17 protein-coding genes are annotated in these 20,124 nt (G+C 64.7%); 4 read left to right on the forward strand and 13 right to left on the reverse strand.

Features of this window, described 5'->3' with window-relative positions; genetic code table 11:
• The 11 genes from EOA49_RS12155 to EOA49_RS12210 form a co-directional block, all read right to left on the reverse strand.
• A partial coding sequence (locus EOA49_RS12155) for a UvrD-helicase domain-containing protein (protein WP_164749215.1) occupies window positions 1–555 on the reverse strand: 555 nt, incomplete at its 3' end.
• Complete coding sequence (addB, locus tag EOA49_RS12160; protein WP_127243171.1) at window positions 552–3,671, reverse strand: double-strand break repair protein AddB; 3,120 nt, start codon at window positions 3,669–3,671, stop codon at window positions 552–554. The genes EOA49_RS12155 and addB, both read right to left, overlap by 4 nt.
• A gap of 60 nt (window positions 3,672–3,731) precedes the next feature.
• Window positions 3,732–4,493, reverse strand: coding sequence for a nucleotidyltransferase family protein (locus EOA49_RS12165; RefSeq protein ID WP_095799049.1), 762 nt, complete (start codon window positions 4,491–4,493; stop codon window positions 3,732–3,734).
• On the reverse strand, window positions 4,490–6,001 hold the full coding sequence (tsaE, locus tag EOA49_RS12170) for a tRNA (adenosine(37)-N6)-threonylcarbamoyltransferase complex ATPase subunit type 1 TsaE (protein WP_127239636.1): 1,512 nt from the start codon (window positions 5,999–6,001) through the stop codon (window positions 4,490–4,492). Before tsaE ends, EOA49_RS12165 begins: the two co-directional genes overlap by 4 nt.
• Before the next feature lie 6 nt (window positions 6,002–6,007).
• Window positions 6,008–8,563: a PAS domain-containing sensor histidine kinase gene (locus EOA49_RS12175; protein ID WP_127239635.1), complete on the reverse strand. Its 2,556-nt coding sequence runs from the start codon at window positions 8,561–8,563 to the stop codon at window positions 6,008–6,010.
• 188 nt (window positions 8,564–8,751) lie between these two features.
• On the reverse strand, window positions 8,752–10,152 hold the full coding sequence (ahcY, locus tag EOA49_RS12180) for an adenosylhomocysteinase (RefSeq protein ID WP_127239634.1): 1,401 nt from the start codon (window positions 10,150–10,152) through the stop codon (window positions 8,752–8,754).
• 171 nt (window positions 10,153–10,323) lie between these two features.
• A complete protein-coding gene (locus EOA49_RS12185; protein ID WP_067323867.1) occupies window positions 10,324–10,620 on the reverse strand; it encodes an HPr family phosphocarrier protein in 297 nt (98 codons plus the stop codon).
• Complete coding sequence (locus tag EOA49_RS12190) at window positions 10,617–11,018, reverse strand: PTS sugar transporter subunit IIA (protein WP_127239633.1); 402 nt, start codon at window positions 11,016–11,018, stop codon at window positions 10,617–10,619. The genes EOA49_RS12185 and EOA49_RS12190 overlap by 4 nt, the downstream gene beginning before the upstream one ends.
• A 165-nt stretch (window positions 11,019–11,183) precedes the next feature.
• Window positions 11,184–11,645, reverse strand: coding sequence for an HPr kinase/phosphorylase (locus EOA49_RS12200; protein WP_127239632.1), 462 nt, complete (start codon window positions 11,643–11,645; stop codon window positions 11,184–11,186).
• Between the two features lie 25 nt (window positions 11,646–11,670).
• Window positions 11,671–13,362, reverse strand: a complete 1,692-nt coding sequence (locus EOA49_RS12205) for a sensor histidine kinase (protein ID WP_245307515.1) — start codon at window positions 13,360–13,362, stop codon at window positions 11,671–11,673.
• Between the two features lie 209 nt (window positions 13,363–13,571).
• Entirely contained in the window at window positions 13,572–14,273 is a 702-nt protein-coding gene (locus EOA49_RS12210) for a response regulator transcription factor (protein ID WP_006201274.1), read from the reverse strand.
• A gap of 340 nt (window positions 14,274–14,613) precedes the next feature.
• Here EOA49_RS12210 and EOA49_RS12215 point away from each other — a divergent pair, with 340 nt between their 5' ends.
• The 4 genes from EOA49_RS12215 (at window position 14,614) to EOA49_RS12230 (ending at window position 18,636) form a co-directional block, all read left to right on the forward strand.
• Complete coding sequence (locus tag EOA49_RS12215) at window positions 14,614–16,224, forward strand: phosphoenolpyruvate carboxykinase (protein ID WP_127239630.1); 1,611 nt, start codon at window positions 14,614–14,616, stop codon at window positions 16,222–16,224.
• An 81-nt stretch (window positions 16,225–16,305) separates the two neighbouring features.
• Window positions 16,306–16,743 (forward strand): alternative ribosome rescue aminoacyl-tRNA hydrolase ArfB, encoded by a 438-nt coding sequence (arfB, locus tag EOA49_RS12220; protein ID WP_067002912.1) that lies wholly within the window; start codon window positions 16,306–16,308, stop codon window positions 16,741–16,743.
• A gap of 86 nt (window positions 16,744–16,829) precedes the next feature.
• Window positions 16,830–17,450: an alpha-ketoglutarate-dependent dioxygenase AlkB gene (locus EOA49_RS12225; protein WP_127239629.1), complete on the forward strand. Its 621-nt coding sequence runs from the start codon at window positions 16,830–16,832 to the stop codon at window positions 17,448–17,450.
• 58 nt (window positions 17,451–17,508) lie between these two features.
• Window positions 17,509–18,636 carry a phosphatase PAP2 family protein gene (locus tag EOA49_RS12230; RefSeq protein WP_127239628.1) on the forward strand — a complete coding sequence of 376 codons (1,128 nt, stop codon included), beginning with the start codon at window positions 17,509–17,511 and terminating at the stop codon, window positions 18,634–18,636.
• Between the two features lie 114 nt (window positions 18,637–18,750).
• Here the strand turns inward: EOA49_RS12230 and coaA are convergent, their stop codons facing one another.
• On the reverse strand, window positions 18,751–19,710 hold the full coding sequence (gene coaA, locus EOA49_RS12235; protein ID WP_067002907.1) for a type I pantothenate kinase: 960 nt from the start codon (window positions 19,708–19,710) through the stop codon (window positions 18,751–18,753).
• Window positions 19,711–19,794: 84 nt separating this feature from the next.
• Window positions 19,795–20,118 (reverse strand): phosphoribosyl-ATP diphosphatase, encoded by a 324-nt coding sequence (locus EOA49_RS12240; RefSeq protein WP_067323877.1) that lies wholly within the window; start codon window positions 20,116–20,118, stop codon window positions 19,795–19,797.
• Between the last annotated feature and the right edge of the window lie 6 nt (window positions 20,119–20,124).

Raw genomic sequence — 20,124 nt, forward strand, 5'->3', positions numbered from 1 at the left:
CTCCAGCACCGTGGCAAAGGCTTCCGCCAGGCCTTCGACACCGGCGCCGGCACCCGAGATCATGTCGCGTCGCGCATCCGCGAAAAGCGAGGCCTCCATCTGCGGGTCGAGCATCTCGAAATGCGCCGGGATGTTGGCTTCCAGCGGGAACTGATGCAGCACCGATTCGCAGAAGGCGTGGATGGTCTGAATTTTCAGGCCGCCCGGCGTTTCCAGCGCCTCGGCAAACAATCGGCGCGCGCGCCGCATCGTATCGCGGTCGGCCGACCGCCCGTCGAGCGCGGCTATGCGTGTCGCGAGCTCGGCGTCGGGAAGCGCCGTCCATTCCGACAGCGTCGAGAACACGCGGTTCGACATGTTGGCGGCGGCGGCGCGCGTGTAGGTCAGGCACAGGATCTTCGACGGATCGGTGCCGTTGAGCAGAAGCCGGATGACGCGTTGCGCCAGCACATGGGTCTTGCCCGAGCCGGCATTGGCCGAGACCCAGGCGGAATTTTGCGGATCGGAAGCGCGCGCCTGGCTGGCGGCGGTGTCGGAGGGGATCGGATATCTCATCCTTCCGCCTCGTCCTCGCTTGCGCCGCCGGCCGACCATTCCAGCACGCGCGCCAGATGGTCGTAGTCGCCATCGGCCTCGCCTTCGCGGAACGGCAGCGCGCGTGACAGATAGCCGGTGGTCGGGTCAGCATAGTGGAACAGCAGCCTTTCCAGCCGCGCCCACGCTTCCTCGGCAAGCTCGTTGGCGGTCTTCGGCTTGCGGTTGTATTCGAGGATCGATTCCTCGAACACCTCGCCGTTCGGCTTCAGCCGCACGAAGGCAAGCTGCGAGGGCTCGCAGATGCCGAGCTCCTTGAAGGCGCCCCGCCGAAGCAGTGCGCCCTCGAGTGCCAGCTGCGGCGACAGAAGCGTATGCGCCTGCGCCTTCGAAGGCGAGGAACCGGTCTTGTAGTCGAGGATGTCGGCCATGCCGCCGGCGAGAAGGTCGACCCGGTCGGCATAGCCCGAAAGCGTGATGCCGGTGCGGCCGATAACGGTCTTTTCGGCGCGTTCCTCGGCATAGCGCCGGGCGACGGCGTCGGCGCGGGTATGCTCCCATTCGATGATGTTTTCCGCGAGCTTTTCGAAGCGCGGCCACCACACCGCCTCGATATCGGGCGGAAGTGCCGCGTCGGCAAAGCACGCGCGACCGGCCTCGATGAGGGCTGCCAGCGCGCCCGGCGCCCTCGGATCCTCCATCCTTCGCGAGAACAAATGCAGGATTTCGTGGAACAGCGTGCCGCGTTCGGCAGCGCCGGGGTCGCGGATCACCGGGTCGAGCGGCATCAGGCCGAGAATCCGCCTGGCATAGATCGCATAGGGGTCGCGGCGCAGTGTCTCGATCTCGGTGACCGAGAAATGCTGTGGCCGCAGGTGCAGCGGCGGCTTCGGCTGTGGGCGGGACGCGAAATCCTTCCTGTCGCCGGCATCGAGCGCGCGCGCCCAGACAAGCAGCGCGTCGCCGCGCCGGCGAACTGCCGTCGCCTGGTCCTTGCCGATGAAGGTGACGATGCGCTGCAACCAGCGCGACGGCACCGCCGGCGCGTCGCCGGATCGGGCCGAGCGCGTCAGCACCACCGTTTCAGTACCCATCGCAATCTGGAAATCATGCGCGGCAAGGCCGATGCGCCGCTCCGGCGGCTCGAGATCGATGCCGGTCTTCATCAGCCGCGACATGAACCGGTCGCTCTCGGGCTTGCGCGGCCAGACCCCTTCATTGAGGCCGCCGATGACCAGCGTGTCGACGCTTTGCAGGCGAGCTTCCAGCGCTCCCCAGATGGCGATGTTGCGGTCGGTGCCTTGCGCCGGCTTGACCGTTTCCGGCGCGATCAGCGCCTCCATCACGTCGGGCCATTCGCCCGCACCGATCATAAACGGCGATGACACGGCAACCAGCCCGCGCAGAAGCGCGGCGAGCTTCTCGCCGGCGTCGCCGGCATAGAGGCTGGTCAGGCTGTCATCGGCCGCGCGGCCGAGACCTTCCAGCGCCACGACGCTCGCCCGCGTCAATGTCGCGATATCGGCATCCTTCTCGCCGCGCATCGCAGTGAGCGGGGATAGCGCATCGGTGAGGCGATTGAGCACTGCCCGCGCCTCTTCGATACCGCGTACCGTGAGGCGCTGGAACCAGAAGGGCTGACGGCTGTCGCCGCCAAGGCCCGCGAGCCGCGTCTCGAAAAGCGCGTCGAGGGAAGCGACGTCCGGCCGGCCGGTGCCGCCGCGCAGCGCCACCAGCTCGATCAGCTCGGCAGCCTTGCGCACGCTCTGGCGTTCGAGACCGAGGCCAAGCAGCGGATGCTTGAGTAGCGACAATAGACCCACCGGATCGCCTGGCCGGAATGCTGCGCCTAGCGCCAGCCTGAGCAGGCTGGCGGCCGGCGTGTTGGCTAGCGGCGTGCCGCCGGAATCGTCAGCGACGACGCCGAAGCGTAGCAGCTCGGCCGAGACGCGTCGCGCCAGGGCGCGGTCGCCGGTGACGAGTGCCGCGCGCTTGCCCGGCATTTCCACTGCGCGCTTAAGCGCAATGGCAATCGCTGCCGCCTCGTCGCGCTCATTTGCAGCCTCGACCAGCGTCACGCCGGCCAGCGCCTGCTCGACATCATTGACCGAGAAACGCGGCCGCGACTCCGTCCAAAGCTCGGTGGTCTCGGCCGGCCGCAGCGCCTCGCCGACAAGGGCGGCGCGTAATGCGAGCGGTCGTGATGCAGCGCCGATCTCCTCGACATCGCGGCGCTCAATGCCAATGCTGCCGATCAGCTTGGCGAGGCCGTATTGTGGGTGACCAAGTGTTGCCGGCCGCGCGCCGGGCGCGGTTATCGCCGCGAAGGACGCGTCGTCGAGCTCACGGTCGAGCCCGGGCAGCACGACGGCGCCGTTCGGCAAGCCGGCGATCACGGCAAGCAACTCGGCCGTGGCTGGAATGGAGCCGGTCGAACCGGCGGCGATCACCGGTCCGGTCGGCGGACTGCGCTTCAGCCGCGCCGCTTCCAGCCGGATCAGCGCGCTGCGGTGCGCGGCCGGATTAGAGCGGTCACGCTCTTTGAGCAACTCCGGCCAGTTGTCGGTGACGATGCCGAGGAAATCGAGCGTCACCTGCCACCAGCCCGCAAGGTTGCCGGTGACCAGCGTGGCGAGCTTCGCCCAATCCGTTCCCTCGGTCTCGATCTCGTCCATCAGCCGGGCAAGGTCGCGCGAAAGCCAAATGGCGTCGGCGGCCGAGGTCGGCACAACGAACTCCTCGTTGAAGCGCGCCCTGACGTGCGCCGGCAGGCTTTCCTTCCAGGCGCGCACCAGCGGCGCCAGCAACAGCAGCCTTTCCTGCGCGGCGATCGGCGGTGCGAGGTCTATTGCCGGTGCCGCCTCGGCGTCAAAGGCGGCCTCGTCCTCGTCGAACTCGCCGAGCGGCCGCACCGTCGGCAAGATGGCCGAGCGTCTGCCGAGCATGTCGACGAAGGCGCCGCGCAGGGCGCGCGCCGCGCGCCGCGTCGGCACATAGATAGTCGCGTCAGCCAGCGCCAGCGGCTCGCCGTCGAAGCGGAAGGTTGGGATCAGGCGGCCTTCGAGCAACGCCTCCGCCAGCGTCGGCAGGAACGGCGCTCCGGACGGGATGGAAAAGACGCGGCGCGAGCCGCTCATACCGCATTAGATCTTTGTGCGCCCGTTTGGGCGCACAAACGACGATCTAACTCTTTGAGTCTACGCATCGTGCTTTCCAAAAATCGGACCCGATTTTTGGGCCGATGCGGTCGCGGGCGCGCCGGTGACCGCCGCTTCGGCCGCCGGAATGGCATCCGGCGTCCCGACGGTGATCCAGCGGCCTCTCATCTTCATGCCGAACAGGCGGCCGGCGGCGATTGCCTTGTCGAAATAGGCGTTGATCGAATGCGGGCCTTCGGGCGCATCCTTGAAGATGCGCGGATGGATGATCGCGGCACCGGCATAAATCAAGCCGGCAGGGTCGCCTTTGGACCGGTGCAGCGCGCCGTCCGGCGCCACGAGGAAGTCGGTGCCGACGCAGTGTCCGATCGCTGAGTCGAGATCGGTGAGCATCAGCAGAATATCCATTCTAGCGGCGTCCCATGCAAGGGCGAGGCGCTCGAGGCTGGGCTCGCCGCTGTCGATCCAGAACGTATCGGCATTGATGATGTAGAAAGGCTCGCCCCCCAGGAACGGCAGCGCCTTGACGATGCCGCCGGCCGAGTCCAGCAGGCCCGCTCGCTCGTCGGAAATGTCGATCTTCGGCGCCCGGCGGCCGGCGACATGGGCGATGATCTGCTCCGGCAGGTAGTGAACGTTGACGACGGCGCTGGCGACGCCGGCGGCTTCCAGGCTGTCCAACCCCCAGTCGAGCAAGGCCTTGCCGGCGATCTTCACCAGCGGCTTCGGCATCGTGTCGGTGATCGGCCGCATGCGCTTGCCGAGACCGGCCGCAAGCACCATCGCGGTCTTCGGCTTCATGGCGAGCGCTCCTCGAGCAGGCCGTGGGCCATGTAAAATTCCTTCAGGCCGGCAAGCGCCGGGTGCGCCAGCGCCCGCCTCAGATAGTCGCGAATGCGCGGCAGGTGCTTCAGATAGTAGGGCTTGCCGTCGCGCTTTTCGAGCCGCACGAAGATGCCCAGGATCTTCGAATTGCGCTGCGCCGCCATGATCGCATAGGCCTCGGCGAAGCCGGCTTCGTCGAAGGCGCCGGCCGAACGCCGCGCCGCGACATAGGCTTCGACCGTCCGCCGCTCGATCTCGGTCGAGACGGTGACACGCGCATCCATGGCCAAAGAGGCGACGTCGTAAGCCGCCGGGCCGATCAGTGCGTCCTGCACGTCGACGATGCCGAGCCGATCGAGGCCGGAACGCTCTGCCCGCCAGATGATGTTGGGCGAATGGAAGTCGCGCAGCATCAGCGTGTATTCCTGGCCCTCGAGCCGGTCGAGCACCGCATTCCATGCGTTATGATAGCCGGCCCGCAATGCATCGCTTGCCGGCTCGCCGGTGACCATCGGCACATACCAATCGACCAGAAGGTCGGCCTCGATCAGCATCGCCTCGCGGTCAAAGGGCGGAACGCCGTGGTATACGCCCGGCGCGGCCTCCATGCGGTCCGGCCAGGCCTTGCCATGCATCATGGCGAGCAGCTCCGCCGCTGCCTCATAGCGCTCGACGATCGGCTGGCCGTCGCCGCCCAAAAATCCTTCCGAGCCGAGATGTTCGAGCAGCAGAAAGCCCTGATCGAGGTCCTGCGCATGGATAAGCGGCACGCTGACGCCGGCGGCGAGAAGCGCCCGGTCGATGGCGACGAAGGCGGCGACCGACTGTGCGGTGTGAGCGATCACGGCGTAAGGCTTGCCGTCGCGCACCGGCGGTCCGAGCACCAGGCGCGGCGAGTTCATCAGCACCCGCGGCGCCCCGCCGGGAAGCGAGGCGATCTCGTAGGAACGGGCGGACGCGTCGCCGACGAAATGACGGCGGCTCGCTTCGCCCCAGCCGGCCGAGGCCAGGAAATCACGCATGGCCAGCGAGCGCGCCGCGCGCTCGAAGGCGGCTCCCTGTCCGGAGATCCTTGCCGACCGGCCCGCGCCCTGCTCGATAAGCTCGACCTGGAGCGCATTTGCCGGCAGCTGGTCGCCGGCTCGGTCCGGCCATTCGATCAGTGCCGCGCCCTGCGCCAGCGCGTCGTCGAGGCCGAGCTCGTCGAGCTCGTCCGGCGAGGACAGGCGGTAGAGGTCGAAATGGTGCACGGGTATCCGCGTCTCGTAGCTCTGCACCAGCGTGAAGGTCGGGCTCGGCACTTCGAGGCCGGCGTCGTCGGCAAGCGCCCGGATGAGCGCGCGGGCGAGCGTCGACTTGCCGGCGCCGAGATCGCCTTTCAGCGCAATTGCGTCGCCAGCCCGCAGCGCCATGGCAAGGTCTTCGCCAAGCCTTGCGGTCGCCGCCTCGTCGGCGAGAAATCGTTCCAACACCGTTTCTGCCAAAGCGCGTTACTCGGCCGCTTCGCGGATGCCGCCGGAGGGCGTCTCCGGGAAGGTGCAGATCACGGTCGTGCCCTTGTCCGCTCCGGTCTCTATACGCACCGTTCCGCCGTGCAATTCAACGAAGCTCTTGACGATCGACAGTCCCAACCCGGCGCCGCGTCGGCGGCCGCCATTGGCGCGCGGCTCGAAGCGTCGGAAGACCGATTCCAGCACGTCCGGCGGCATGCCCGGCCCGTCGTCATGCACCGAGAATTCGACGCCGTCTGCCATTTGACGGCAAGCGAGCGTGATCGTGCTCGCCGCTGGCGCATAATTTGCGGCATTGCTCAAGAGATTGTAGAGGATCTGGCGGACCCGGATCTCGTCGCCGTGGAAGCTCTTCGGCGCCGATGCAGCGTCGACCTTGAGCTTGATCTGATGCTCCTCCAGCCGGTCCGCGACCAGCTCGGCGGCCGCAGCGATCGTCCTGTCGATGCTCATCTCGGAAATGTCGAGCTGCATGATGCCGGCATCGACCGTCGCGAGATCCAGTATGTCGTTGACGATGGTGAGCAGGACCGAGGACGACGAGCCGACATGCTCGACATATTCGCGCTGCTTCGGCGTCAGCGGTCCCGTCGTCGGCAGCGACAGCAGTTCGGTGAAGCCGATGATGTTGGTCAGCGGCGAGCGCAGTTCGTAGGAGACGTGCTGCACGAACTCGTTCTTCAACTGGTCTGACTTCTCCAGCGCCTCGTTCCTGTCCTTCAGCGCCCGCTCGACATTGACGGTGTCGGTGACGTCGACAAAGGTCATCATCACTTGCCCGTTGGGCAGGTGGATCACGGCATAGCTCAGCACCGTGCCGTTGACGAGTTCCGCCTGGCCGTGGCGGTCGCGGCGTTCGTCGTCGAAGCCGGTGATGGCGGCGACGAAGCCGCCCCACGGACTGTCTGCCGCGCGTTGGTCGCAAAGATCGCGGATCGCCGAGACATGCACGTTAGCCTTGATCGCGTCCGGCGCCAGCCCCCACAGCGCGATAAAGGCGGGGTTGGACAGGCGCAGCCGTCCGTCCGGGCCGAACACCGCCACGCCCTCCGCCAGATTGTCCAGCGTCTCGCCTTGCACACGCACAGCGGTCTGGTAGCGGCTTTCGAGGTCCATCTTCTCGGTCAGATTCTCGAACACCCAGGTGACGCCGCCCTTGGGCTGCGGGTTGGCCACCACGCGGATCGTCTTGCCGTCCGGCAGGTGCCACCAATGCTCCTGCGATTCGACGGCGCGATAGGCGCCGAGCAGGTTCTCCTTCCAGCGCCGCCATTCCGGCTGTTCGGCGATCTTGCCTTCGCTGCGCAGCCGGTCGAGCAGCAGCGCGTTGGAGGGGGCGCTGTGCAGAAAGCCGCCGTCCAGGCCCCACAGTTTCTGGAATGCCTGGTTGAAAAAGCGCAGGTTTTCGTCGGTATCGAAGATCGCCACCGCCGTGTTGAGCTGGTCGAGCGTGTCGGCATGGCTGCGCACGGTGCGCTCATATTCGGCGCGGATCGTCTCGATCGCGCTGATGTCGCAGGCGAGCCCCGCCGAGCCGTCGGCGCTCGCAAAGTCGGTGACCGAAAACATGTGGCGATCACCCTCGATGACCGTCGACAATGTCTGCTCGAAGACGGGGCGCGACTTGTGCTGTTCGGCAATCTGCTCGCGCGCCTGTCCGCCGAGGAACTCCTTGGCTTCGCGCACGGCGGCCTCCGCGCTTTCCGCTTCGACCGCCTCGGCATAGGCGCGGTTGACCCATTTCAGCCGCCCGTCGGCCGCCCGCAGCCATGTCGGCATCTTCAGCGCGTCGAGCAAGCCGAGCATGGTATCGTAGTCGGCGCTGAGCCGCTGATTCTCGACCTTCAGCCGGGCCTGGCTGCGCAGCGTTTCCGACAGCGATATGAAGCGGACCAAGACATGCGCGGCGCTCTTGCGGCCATGCACCTCCAGCGGCATGCCCGCTTGCGTTTCGATTACGAGATCGAAAGTTTTCGCTTGGTCGCGCAGCGCCGCTATGGCGTTCTCGAGCGCCGCGGCGGAGCGCGGCATCAGCCAGCGGCCGAAAGCGAGGAAGGCGGACCGCTCGTCCGGTGCGCCGCTTTCGAGCGGCAGGCTGCCGATCAGCTCCGGTTTCTTGATCTCGGAACTCCACACGACGACGCGCTGGTCGCGCAAATTGAGCAGCGCCTCGGAGCGCTGCAGGGCCGCGTTGACGTCGGCGATTCGCGCCCTGAGCTGGACATTTTGCGACGCCGTCCGTGCCCGCTCGCGGATCAGGAAGATGGCCGAGACAAGGGCTGCCCCCATGACGCCGGCAAACATCGCAAGTTGCATCACCTCGACCGTGCTGACCGCCGCGGCCACGCCGGTATCGGCATGCGCCGCAATGCTAAGCAATGGGGCGGCAGACATGGCGGTGGCAAGGAGCGTGCCGAGACGGGCGCCGGCACGCCATGAGAGAGCTCCGCCCGCCGCGGCGGAGCCGCTCGTGATCGAATCCTCGTGGCCGCCGGAAACGGCCTTTCCCGCGCGTGGCGGGTTATCCCCCGGCATGTCTTGGTCCTCTTCGCCGCTTGAATGCAAGACCGCCCTGAATGCGTCCCCGGCCCAACTGTCCCCGGACCGCGAATCACAACAATAACGCCTGCCGGAATCGGCGTGAAGAATCACAGGTGCAAAAAATGAAGCCGGGCAGAAAGTCAACACCCGGCTTCAATATGTTGTAGATATTTTCGTTTTGGTTAATAGCGGTAGTGCTCAGGCTTGAACGGGCCCTGCGGCGTCACGCCGATATAGGCCGCCTGCTCGGAAGAGAGCTCGGTGAGGCGCGCGCCAAGCTTGTCGAGATGCAGCCGCGCCACCTTCTCATCGAGGTGCTTGGGCAGCACATAGACCTGGTTCTGGTACTGGCCGTGCTTGGTGAAGAGCTCGATCTGAGCCAGCACCTGGTTGGTGAACGAAGCCGACATGACGAAGCTCGGATGGCCCGTGGCGTTGCCCAGGTTGAGCAGGCGGCCTTCGGACAGAAGGATCATCCGCTTGCCGTCCGGGAAGGTGATCATGTCCACCTGCGGCTTGACGTTGGTCCATTTCAGGTTGCGCAGAGACGCCACCTGGATCTCGTTGTCGAAGTGGCCGATGTTGCCGACGATCACCATGTCCTTCATCGCCCGCATATGGTCGAGCGTGACGACGTCCTTGTTGCCGGTGGTGGTGATGACGATGTCGGCGGTGGGGGCTGCGTCTTCCAGCGTGACCACTTCGTAGCCGTCCATCGCCGCCTGCAGCGCGCAGATCGGGTCTACCTCGGTCACCTTGACGCGAGCGCCGGCGCCGCGCAGCGAGGCCGACGAGCCCTTGCCGACGTCGCCATAGCCGCAGACGACCGCGACCTTGCCGGCCATCATCGTGTCCGTGCCGCGGCGGATGCCGTCGACCAGCGATTCCTTGCAGCCGTATTTATTGTCGAACTTCGACTTGGTGACGGAGTCGTTGACGTTGATCGCCGGGAAGGGCAGCAGGCCTTTCTTCTGCAGCTGGTAGAGGCGGTTGACGCCGGTGGTCGTCTCCTCGGTGACGCCGCGGATCGCTTCCTTCTGCTTGGCGAAGAAGCCCGGCGAAGCCTTCATGCGCTTCTTGATCTGGGCGAACAGGATCTCTTCCTCTTCGCTGCCGGGACTGGACAGCACGTCCTCACCCGCCTCGGCGCGCGCGCCGAGCAGGATGTACATGGTGGCGTCGCCGCCGTCGTCGAGGATCATGTTGGACGTGCCGCCGTCGGCCCACTGGAAGATCCGGTCGGTGTAATCCCAGTAGTCCTCCAGCGACTCGCCCTTGATGGCGAAGACCGGAATGCCGGCCTCGGCGATCGCCGCGGCGGCGTGATCCTGGGTGGAGAAGATGTTGCAGGAGGCCCAGCGTATATCGGCGCCCAGCGCTCTCAGCGTCTCGATCAGCACCGCGGTCTGGATCGTCATATGCAGCGAGCCGGTGATGCGCGCGCCCTTGAGCGGCTTCTTGTCGCCGAATTCCTCGCGGCAGGCCATCAGGCCCGGCATCTCGGTTTCGGCGATCTCGATCTCCTTGCGGCCCCAGCCGGCAAGCGAAATGTCGGCGACCACATAGTCCTTGCTACCCGTCATGGCAGTGCTCCGGTGTGATTGTCTTCAAAAGCGCGCCGGCGCCGGGACGGCGCATGGAGGGCGCGGATTGCCGGCCTGACTAGCAGATCGGCTGCCAAACGACAATGGGATATAAAGAAATCTTTATTCGTGCATGTCTTTCGAGACAATGCGAGCAGCGATCGGCGGCCTTCAGATTTCCTCGCCGAAGCGCGAGGCGACCAATTGCTCCAGCGCGTCCATGGCCGGACCGGCTTGCGGACCGGTGGCGGTGACGCGGATCGAGTAGCCGGGGCTTGCCGCCAGCATCATCAGGCCCATGATCGAGGTGCCGCCGACCTTCACGCCGTCCTTCTCGACATGGATGGTTGCGTCGAAGCCGCTGGCGACCTGGACGAACTTGGCCGAGGCGCGGGCATGCAGGCCGCGCTGGTTGACGATCGGGAACTCACGCACAACCTCGTCTTTTTCCGGCGCATGGGCGTTCATTTGCTGCTCAGAAGCTGGCTGGCGACGTTGATGTACTTGCGCCCTGCGGCCTGCGCCTCGTCGAGCGCGGCGGCCATGTTGTCGCCTTTGCGGACCGAGGAGAGCTTGATCAGCATCGGCAGGTTCATGCCGGCGATGACCTCGGTGCGGCCCGATTCCATCACCGAGATGGCGAGGTTGGAAGGCGTGCCGCCGAACATGTCGGTGAGCACGATGACGCCGGCCCCGGTGTCGACGCGTGCCACCGCGTCGACGATGTCGGCCCGGCGTTTCTCCATGTCGTCGTCGGCGCCGATCGCGACCGTTTCGAAATTGTCCTGTGGCCCCACCACGTGTTCGACGGCATGCCGGAACTCGGCGGCGAGTTGACCGTGCGTCACGAGCACGAGTCCGATCATTCTTTGGTGGCTCCCGTCATCGCCGCTTTACTGGCGTATTTTATGTTCGCCAACCATTCCAGGCGGCGGGAGCGCTATCTTGTCGACGCACGGCCGGTTGACAAGCCCAAAATTGCGACGGCCCGGTCCATTTTGACGCATTGCAGCAAAAAATCCGGACCTGGATCATGAAAAAGGCGCTATCGACAGCCGCGCCATCACGGCCGGCACGCCTGTGACAACATTGCGCTCCGCAAGATCGATGCGCGGCACCAGGCAGCCCGCGACCGGCTCGCTGATTTGTTCCTGGAAGCGGGCCATTTCCTCTTTCGGCACCAGCCGGACGTGCAGGTCGATCACGCCGCCCGGCTCGAACGGCAGCGGGCTCGGAATGAAGCCGGGCACTTCGGCGAGACCGGCGATGGTGGCCGGCGCCCGGCAGACCAGCCGCCCGTGACGCGGGGCGGCAAGCAGCCTGTCGTCGCCGATCAGTCGCGAAAACAGCCCGCGCACCCGGCAATGATCGATGAGCGTCAGCGCCAGCGTCGTCTTGCCGGCGCCGGACGGCCCGGTGATGAGGACGCCGCGATCGCCGATCAGGATCGCCGTTGCGTGGATATTTTCGGACTTCACGGCAGGATCGGACATGATCGTTTCTGTCTGGGAACGGAGATCAGCCTTCGGCCGGCAGGGTCACCACGAAGCGCGCGCCCTTGATCTCGCCCGGCTTGGTGCCGGGGATGTTTTCCGCCGTCAGCGTGCCGCCATGCGCTTCGACGATCTGGCGGCTGATCGACAGGCCCAGGCCGGAGTTCTGGCCGAAGGCCTCGCCGGCGGGCCGGTCGGTATAGAAGCGCTCGAAGATGCGATCGATCTTTTCGGCTCTGATGCCCGGACCGTTGTCGTCGACGGTGACGATGTTGAACTTGCCGGCGCGCGCCAGCGAGATGGTGATATGGCCGTGTTCCTCGGGAACGAAGGAACGCGCGTTCTCGATCAGGTTGGTGATGACCTGGCCGATCCTCAGATCATGGCCGACGACGACATAGCCTTTGACGCCCTGCGGCAGCTTGGCGACCTTGAGCTCGATCTCGACCGACTTCTTGTTGCGCGTCGTCTCGCGCGAGACCGCGACAAGATCGGTGATGAACTTCTTCAGGTCGACCGTCGAGGCATCCTCGCGCGCCAATTCGGCATCGAGCCGCGAGGCATCGGAAATGTCGGTGATCAGCCGGTCGAGCCGCTTCACGTCGTGCTGGATGATTTCCATCAAACGCTCGCGTGAGGTGTCGTTCTTGGCCAGAGGCAGCGTTTCGACCGCGCTGCGCAGCGAGGTCAGCGGATTCTTGAGCTCGTGCGAGACATCGGCAGCGAAGCTTTCGATCGCCTCGATGCGCGCATAGAGCGCGTTTGTCATGTCGCGCACCGCGATCGACAGATTGCCGATCTCGTCTTGACGGTCGGAGAAGTCAGGGATCTCCTCGCGGTTCTTGACGCCGCGCCGCACCCGTACGGCAGCAGCCGACAGCCGCCGCAGCGGATTGGCGATCGTGGAGGCCAACAGCAGCGAGAGGATGGCCGTGACGAGCGCCGCGATGCCGAACACGCGCAGGATCGCCTTGCGTTCGGCCGCGACGATCTTGTCGATGTCGCCGCCTTCGGTGGACAGCATCAAGACCCCGAGCACGGCGCGGAAGCGCTGGATCGGCACCGCTACCGAGACGATCTGTTCGCCCTGCTCGCTTACCCGCACGATGGTCGAGGGACTGCCGGTCAGCGCCTTGACCACTTCGGGGAAGGCCGCGCCATTGCCGCCGGGCTGTTCGTGATAGACGGGCAGGTCCTTGTTGCGGAAGAAGTCGAAGACGAATTTCTCGACGCGCTCCAAAAGGCCGGGCTGCTCGTCGTCGACAGGCGGGAGGTCGTAGCGCAGGATCTGGCCGCGCGAATAGAGATGCCGCGAATCGAGCAGCAGGTTCGCGTCGCGGTCGTAGATGCGGGCGCGCGTGCGGGTCGGCGAGATCAGCCGCCGCAGCACCGGCGCCACGCGCTCGGGATTGATCGGGAAGTCGAGATTGTCGAGCTGGTCGGAGCCTGGCCCCAGGCTTTCGCCGGCCTGCAGCTCGAGCAGCTTTTCCGGATCGATGCTGATCGAGTCGGTCTCGACCGTCGCCGAGGCCGCGATGGCGCCAGCGATGATCTCGCCTTGCGTCATCAGGCTTTCGACGCGGGCGTCGATCAGTCCGTCGCGGAAGGTGTTGAGATAGAGGATGCCCGTGACCAGCACGGCGAGGCCGGCTAGGTTGAGAAACAGGATGCGCCGCGTCAGGCTGGAGAAGATGTGGTGGCCGAGGAAGCGGCGCATCGGCACCGTGATCTTCGACAGGAATGCAGGCACGATACGCGACGGGCGCTTCGCCGCGCCCGCCCGCCTGCCTCGCTCTGCCTCCACTGCCATCAACTAGCAGTCCCTGTCCGGTGAATGGTGCATGGTGAATGGAAAAATGGGGCGCTTAGATAGAGCCCAGTGGGCCGCTCGCACCATCCACCATTCACCATTGACTATTCACTATATCAAGCTTCCCGAAACCGGTACCCGACTCCGTAGAGGGTTTCGATCATCTCGAAGTCGTCATCGACGGCCTTGAACTTCTTGCGCAGCCGCTTGATGTGGCTGTCGATGGTGCGGTCGTCGACATAGACCTGCTCATCATAGGCCGAGTCCATCAGCGCATCACGGCTTTTTACGACGCCGGGGCGCTGCGCAAGCGAATGCAGGATCAGGAACTCGGTTACCGTCAGCGTCACCGGCTCGCCCTTCCAGGTGCAGGTGTGCCGCTCCTGGTCCATCACCAGTTGGCCGCGCTCGAGCGAGCGCGCCTGCTGGCTGGGCGCCTTGGCGGCCGCCTCGCGGGCGCTGGTGCGGCGCAGCACCGCGCGCACCCGCTCGACGAGCAAGCGCTGCGAGAACGGTTTGCGGATGAAGTCGTCGGCCCCCATCTTGAGGCCGAACAATTCGTCGATCTCGTCGTCCTTCGAGGTCAGGAAGATCACCGGCAAGTCGGATTTTTGCCGCATCCGGCGCAACAGCTCCATGCCGTCCATGCGCGGCATCTTGATGTCGAGGATGGCGAGGTTGGGCGGCCGCGCCGCCAGGCCTTCGAGTGCCGACGCGCCGTCGGTGTAGGTCTCGACGCGGTAGCCCTCGGATTCGAGCGCGATCGACACCGAAGTCAAAATATTTCGGTCGTCGTCGACAAGCGCGATTGTTGCCATTTCAAGCGGCTCCCTCATGAGCTGTCCCTTCTGTCGTCGAGAAAGGGCTTTTGCAGGACAAATTGGGTACAAAATGTGGCACGGGCCTTGTCCGAAGTCACGGGCGGCCTGCCGCTACACACGATCGCACCCATAACCGGATTGGACGAACGAAGCCTGCCAATCCTTTGGGCAACCACTGTGATTTTTTGCACATATAAACGATTTAAACAACTTTCAAAATTTTTAAATCGATTAATGATTTGATATCATTCGCCTTTTCTGGTTCTGACCCTAACTAGTCCCTTGCGCGTTCCGGCAATGACCGGTCATCGCGGCCAAAATCCGGAGAGGAAATTTGATGTCGGAAGCCGGCAAACGCAACCCCGACTGCGCCATTGACGCGATCGGCCTGAGGACCACGGGCACGGTGCGATATAATTTCGGCGCTGCCGAGCTCTATGAGGAAGCGATCCGCCGCGGCGAGGCGAAATTGACGGCGCAGGGCGCGCTGGTTGCCGAGACCGGCCAGCACACCGGACGCTCGCCGAAGGACAAGTTCGTCGTGCGTGACGACAGCACCGCCCCGCATGTCTGGTGGGAAAACAACAAGGCGATCTCGCCGGCGCAGTTCGAGACGCTCCTCGCCGATTTCCGCGCCCATGCTGCGGCCAAGGATCTCTATGTGCAGGATCTCGTCGGCGGCGCCGACGCCGAGTTCCAGCTGCCGGTTCGCGTCGTGACGGAATTCGCCTGGCACTCGCTCTTCATCCGCAATCTCCTGATCCGCCCGCAAGCCGCCGAGCTCGACCGCTTCGTGCCGCAGATGACGATCATCGACCTGCCGTCCTTCCGCGCCGACCCGGCCCGCCACGGCACCCGCGCGGCGACGGTTATCGCGGTCGACCTCACCCGCAAGATCGTGCTGATCGGCGGCACGTCCTATGCAGGCGAGATGAAGAAATCGGTATTCACCGTGCTGAACTACCTGCTGCCGCAAAAAGGCGTCATGCCGATGCATTGCTCGGCCAACGAAGGACCCGCCGGCGACGCGGCCGTCTTCTTCGGCCTTTCCGGCACAGGCAAGACGACACTGTCGGCCGATCCATCGCGCACGCTGATCGGCGACGACGAGCACGGCTGGGGGCCGCACGGCATCTTCAACTTCGAAGGCGGCTGCTACGCCAAGACGATCAGGCTGTCGGCCGAGGCGGAGCCCGAGATATTCGCCACCACGCAGCGCTTCGGGACGGTGCTGGAGAATGTGATTCTCGACGCCGCCCGCGTGCCGGACTTCGACGACGGCAGCCTCACCGAGAACACGCGCTGCGCCTATCCGCTGGACTACATTCCCAATGCCTCGAGGACCGGCCGCGCCGGCCATCCGAAGAACATCATCATGCTGACGGCCGACGCCTTCGGCGTCATGCCGCCGATCGCCCGGCTGACGCCGGCGCAGGCGATGTATCACTTCCTCTCCGGCTATACCGCCAAGGTCGCCGGAACCGAAAAGGGCATAACTGAGCCCGAGGCGACCTTCTCGACCTGCTTCGGCGCGCCCTTCATGCCGCGCCATCCGTCAGAATACGGCAATCTGCTGCGCGAGCTGATCGCCGGCCATGGCGTTGATTGCTGGCTGGTCAACACCGGCTGGACCGGCGGCGCCTATGGCACCGGCCGTCGCATGCCGATCAAGGTGACGCGCGCCCTGCTCGGCGCGGCGCTCGACGGCTCGCTCAATGCCGCCGAATTCCGCACCGATGCCAATTTCGGCTTCGAGGTGCCGGTGGCGGTGCCGGGCGTCGACGGCGCCATTCTCGATCCGCGCTCGACCTGGGCCGACAAGGCGGCCTATGACAGGCAGGCCTCCAAGCTGGTCAACATGTTCGCCGCCAACTTCGAGAAATTCGAAACACATGTCGACGCGGCCATCCGCGGCGCCGCGCCGCGCCTGCAGGAGGCGGCGGAATAGCTGCCGCTCCAACATCTTCCTCCAGGGCCCGGCTTTGGCCGGGCCTTTTCTTTTTCCCGCCGCCGCGCCATGACTGTGCGCATGAATGCCGACGACAGGATCATCATCGCCAGTGACGCGGTCATCCATCCGGACGACCTGCACGAGGATTTCATCCGCTCTTCCGGCCCGGGCGGCCAGAACGTCAACAAGGTAGCGACCGCCGTCCAGCTGCGCTTCGACGCCGCCAATGCGCCGGGCCTGTCGGAGCGGGTGCGGGAGCGCGCCATCAAGCTCGCCGGCCAGCGCGCAACCAAGGATGGCGTCATCGTCATCGAGGCCGGGCGCTTCCGCACTCAGGAACAGAATCGCGCCGACGCGCGAGCCAGGTTGACGGCACTGGTCGCCAAGGCGGCCGAGCCGCCGCCTCCGCCGCGCAAGAAGACGAAGCCTTCGAAGGGCGCCGTCGAGCGGCGCCTCAAGACCAAGGCCGGGCGCTCGACGGTGAAGAAGCTGCGCGGCCGGGTGGAAAGCGACTAGGGGCCGACATCCGACGACGGCCGCTTTCGGGTCGCGAAGCCGTTCTGCCGGTGGCATGCTCGGACGGACTGATCGGATCGAATCCCATGCTCGTTCTGCCCAACGGCGTTCGCCATATGCCGGGCTATCTGTCGCGCACGGAGCAGGAAGCGCTGGTCGAGGAGATCAGGCGCGTCGTGCAGGCGGCGCCGCTTTACGTGCCTGCCATGCCGCGCACCGGCAAGGAAATGAGCGTGCGCATGACCAATTGCGGGACGCTCGGTTGGGTGACCGACCGCGAGCGCGGCTATCGCTACCAGCCGATGCACCCGGTGACAGGCGAGCCCTGGCCGCCGATCCCCGAAGCCCTGATAAAAGTGTGGTGCGAGGTGTCGGCCTATTCGCACGCGCCGGAAGCCTGCCTCGTCAATTTCTATTCGAGCGAGGCCAAGATGGGTCTGCACCAGGACCGCGACGAGCAGGATTTCGCAGCACCCGTCGTTTCGGTGTCGCTCGGCGACGACTGCCTATTTCGGGTCGGTCACACCACGCGCGAAGGCGGCACCAAGTCGTTCAGGCTGAAGAGCGGCGATGTCGTCGTGCTTGGCGGGGAGGGACGCCTCTGTTTCCACGGCGTTGACCGCATCTACCCAGCGACCTCGGCGCTGTTGAGGAGTGGCGGCCGTATCAATCTGACGCTGCGGCGGGTAACGGTGCCCGCAAGCTAACGAAATCTAGAAGTTTTCCTCATAAAGACGGGCAGCTATTGCAGCTTGGGGCTCGGCAATGTCGCAAAGCTATTCGGTCCTCCGCGGCCTGTGGGCAATCGTCACGGAGGCAGCCCAACTCGTTCGCAGGGATTCGGGCCTCTATCTGGCCATCGTCATTTATGTTTTGGCCGGGCTGATCTTTCTGAACGCGATTGGCGCCGCCGACCGCCTCGCGTTCTCGATATATTTCGGGTCCTGGATTCCCCTCAACGGCTTCGCACTGCCCACAATAGCAATCCTTGCCGACGCAATTCTCATTATGCATCGCTTCAATTCCCGGCGACGTTTGGTTGCGAAAAGAGTGTTTTCGACCGGGCGGTTGGCATATTCGCTATCGGGATTGTGCCTTCTGATGGCGCTCATGATCTTTCAGGGCAATTTCACGTCCGTGAAGAACGGAATGTCGGCCTGGCAAGGCGGTTTTCAATTCGATGTCCTGCACGCCGACATCGACGCTTTCCTCCATTTGGGCGCCGATCCGTGGCGCTGGCTCTACTCCGTGGCCGAAAGTGATCTGGTGCGCGCCATAATAGAATGGAACTACAACGTCTTCTGGTTTCTGCTGAATTTCGTCGGCTTGTTCTTCGTCGCGACATCGCCCATGGTGGCATCGGTCCGAACGCGCTATCTCGCCTGCTTTATGGCAGTCTGGATCCTGGTCGGGAACATCCTGGCGGCGCTGTTCCTCTCGGCGGGTCCGGCATTTTACGGCGCGGTCACGGGAGACACGGCGCGATTTGGTGAACAGCTTGCATTCCTGGCCCGCGGGGCTGGGTCAAGCAACTCCGCGGCCGCCTACCAGCAGTATCTATGGTCGCTGTATGAGGCCAAGCAGACCGGTTTTGCCACGGGTATCTCGGCGTTTCCCAGCGTTCACGTCGGCCTTGCAATGCTCAATGCATTGTTCGTGCGCGAATACAGCCGCCTCCTCGGCGCCTTCGCTCTGCTCTACGTGGCCTTTGTTGCTGTCAGCTCGGTCTATCTGGCATGGCACTATGCAATAGACAGCTATGTCGCCGTCATCGTCGTGTCTGTGATTTACATCGTCGCTCGCAAGCTGATCCCCGCGGACCGTCGCCTCGTGCCGAACATGCCGATCGGAGCCGTCAACCGTCCCGTGGCGGCGGCCGCTACGGTCTGCTGAGACCCGGCTCCTTATCGAAGCTGCCGCCGACTAAGAACAAAGACTAATTTGGAAGCGCGTCGCCTGAATCGACGCCAGGGCCATGCGCTTTAGGCGCCGGTCCGCCGGATTCTATCAGAGTTTCCGCAATGCCACCTCTTCGACCAGGTGGTTGGCGCCTTTGCGCAGGATGAGGTCGGCGCGCGCCCTGGTCGGCAGGATGTTCTCGCGCAAATTCTTCAGGTTGATGTTGCTCCACAGGCCCTCGGCGATGGCGCGGGCGGCATCCTCCGACAGCTGCGAATAGCGGTGGAAGAAGGAGTCCGGGTTGCGGAAGGCAGTCTCGCGCAGTCGCATGAAGCGCTGGGTGTACCACTGGTGAATCAGCTTCTCGTCGGCATCGATATAGATGGCGAAGTCGAAGAAATCCGACAGGAACGGCACGATCTTGCCGTCCTTCGGCAGCTTGCCCGGCTGCAAAACATTGATGCCTTCGAAGATCAAAATGTCCGGCCTGTCGATGGTGACGAACTCGCCCGGAATGACGTCGTAGGTCAGGTGCGAGTAGACCGGGGCCCGGACATCGCGCTGCGCCGACTTGATGCCGGAAAGGAAGCGGAGCAGGGCGCCGACGTCGTAGCTTTCTGGAAAGCCCTTGCGCTCCATCAGATTGTTGCGGCGCAGGATCTCGTTCGGCAAGAGGAAGCCGTCGGTGGTGATGAGATCGACCTTCGGGCTCGACGGCCAGCGCGCCAGCAATTCCTTAAGCACGCGAGCGGTGGTCGATTTGCCGACGGCGACCGAGCCGGCGATGCCGATGATGAACGGCGTCTTGACGACGTCCTGCGCGTTGAAGAAGGCCTGGCGCTGCCTGAACAGCAGCTGGCTCGCCTCGACATGCGCCGAAAGCAGACGGGAAAGCGAGAGGTAGATGCGCTTGACCTCTTCGAGGTCGACCGGGTCATTGAGCGAACGCAGCCGGTCGATCTCGTCCTCGGTCAGCGTGAGCGGCGTGTCGGCGCGGAACTGCGACCATTGCTCGGCCGAGAAGAAACGAAAGGGGGAGTATTTCTCGGTCGGAGCAAGCTGGTCCATCGAGTCTCCTGCCCTCCTAGAGCATGATGCCGAAAAGTGTGGAGCGGTTTTCGGACGACATCATGCTCTATCCGTCTTTAGCGGTCAGCCCCGGGGCCGGGACGCCTTTTCAGCGACGCCCGAGCGGCCGGTGCGGCCCTCGAGCTCCTTCAGCACGTCCTCCAGCGGAATGCCCGCGATCGCGAGGACGACCAGCCAATGATATAGAAGATCGGCGCTTTCCGAAACGAGGGCCTGCCGGTCGCCGCGAACGGCGGCGATCACAGCCTCGACCGCTTCCTCGCCGAGCTTCTGCGCCGCCTTGTCCATGCCCTTGGCGAACAATTTCGCCGTCCATGACTCCGGATCACCGGAATGGGCGCGCTGATGAATTATCGTTTCCAGCTCGGCGAGTGAAAATTGAGCCATAGCAGT

Source organism: Mesorhizobium sp. M1A.F.Ca.IN.020.04.1.1 (genome assembly GCF_003997315.1).
In the GTDB taxonomy this organism is placed as follows: Bacteria; Pseudomonadota; Alphaproteobacteria; order Rhizobiales; family Rhizobiaceae; genus Mesorhizobium.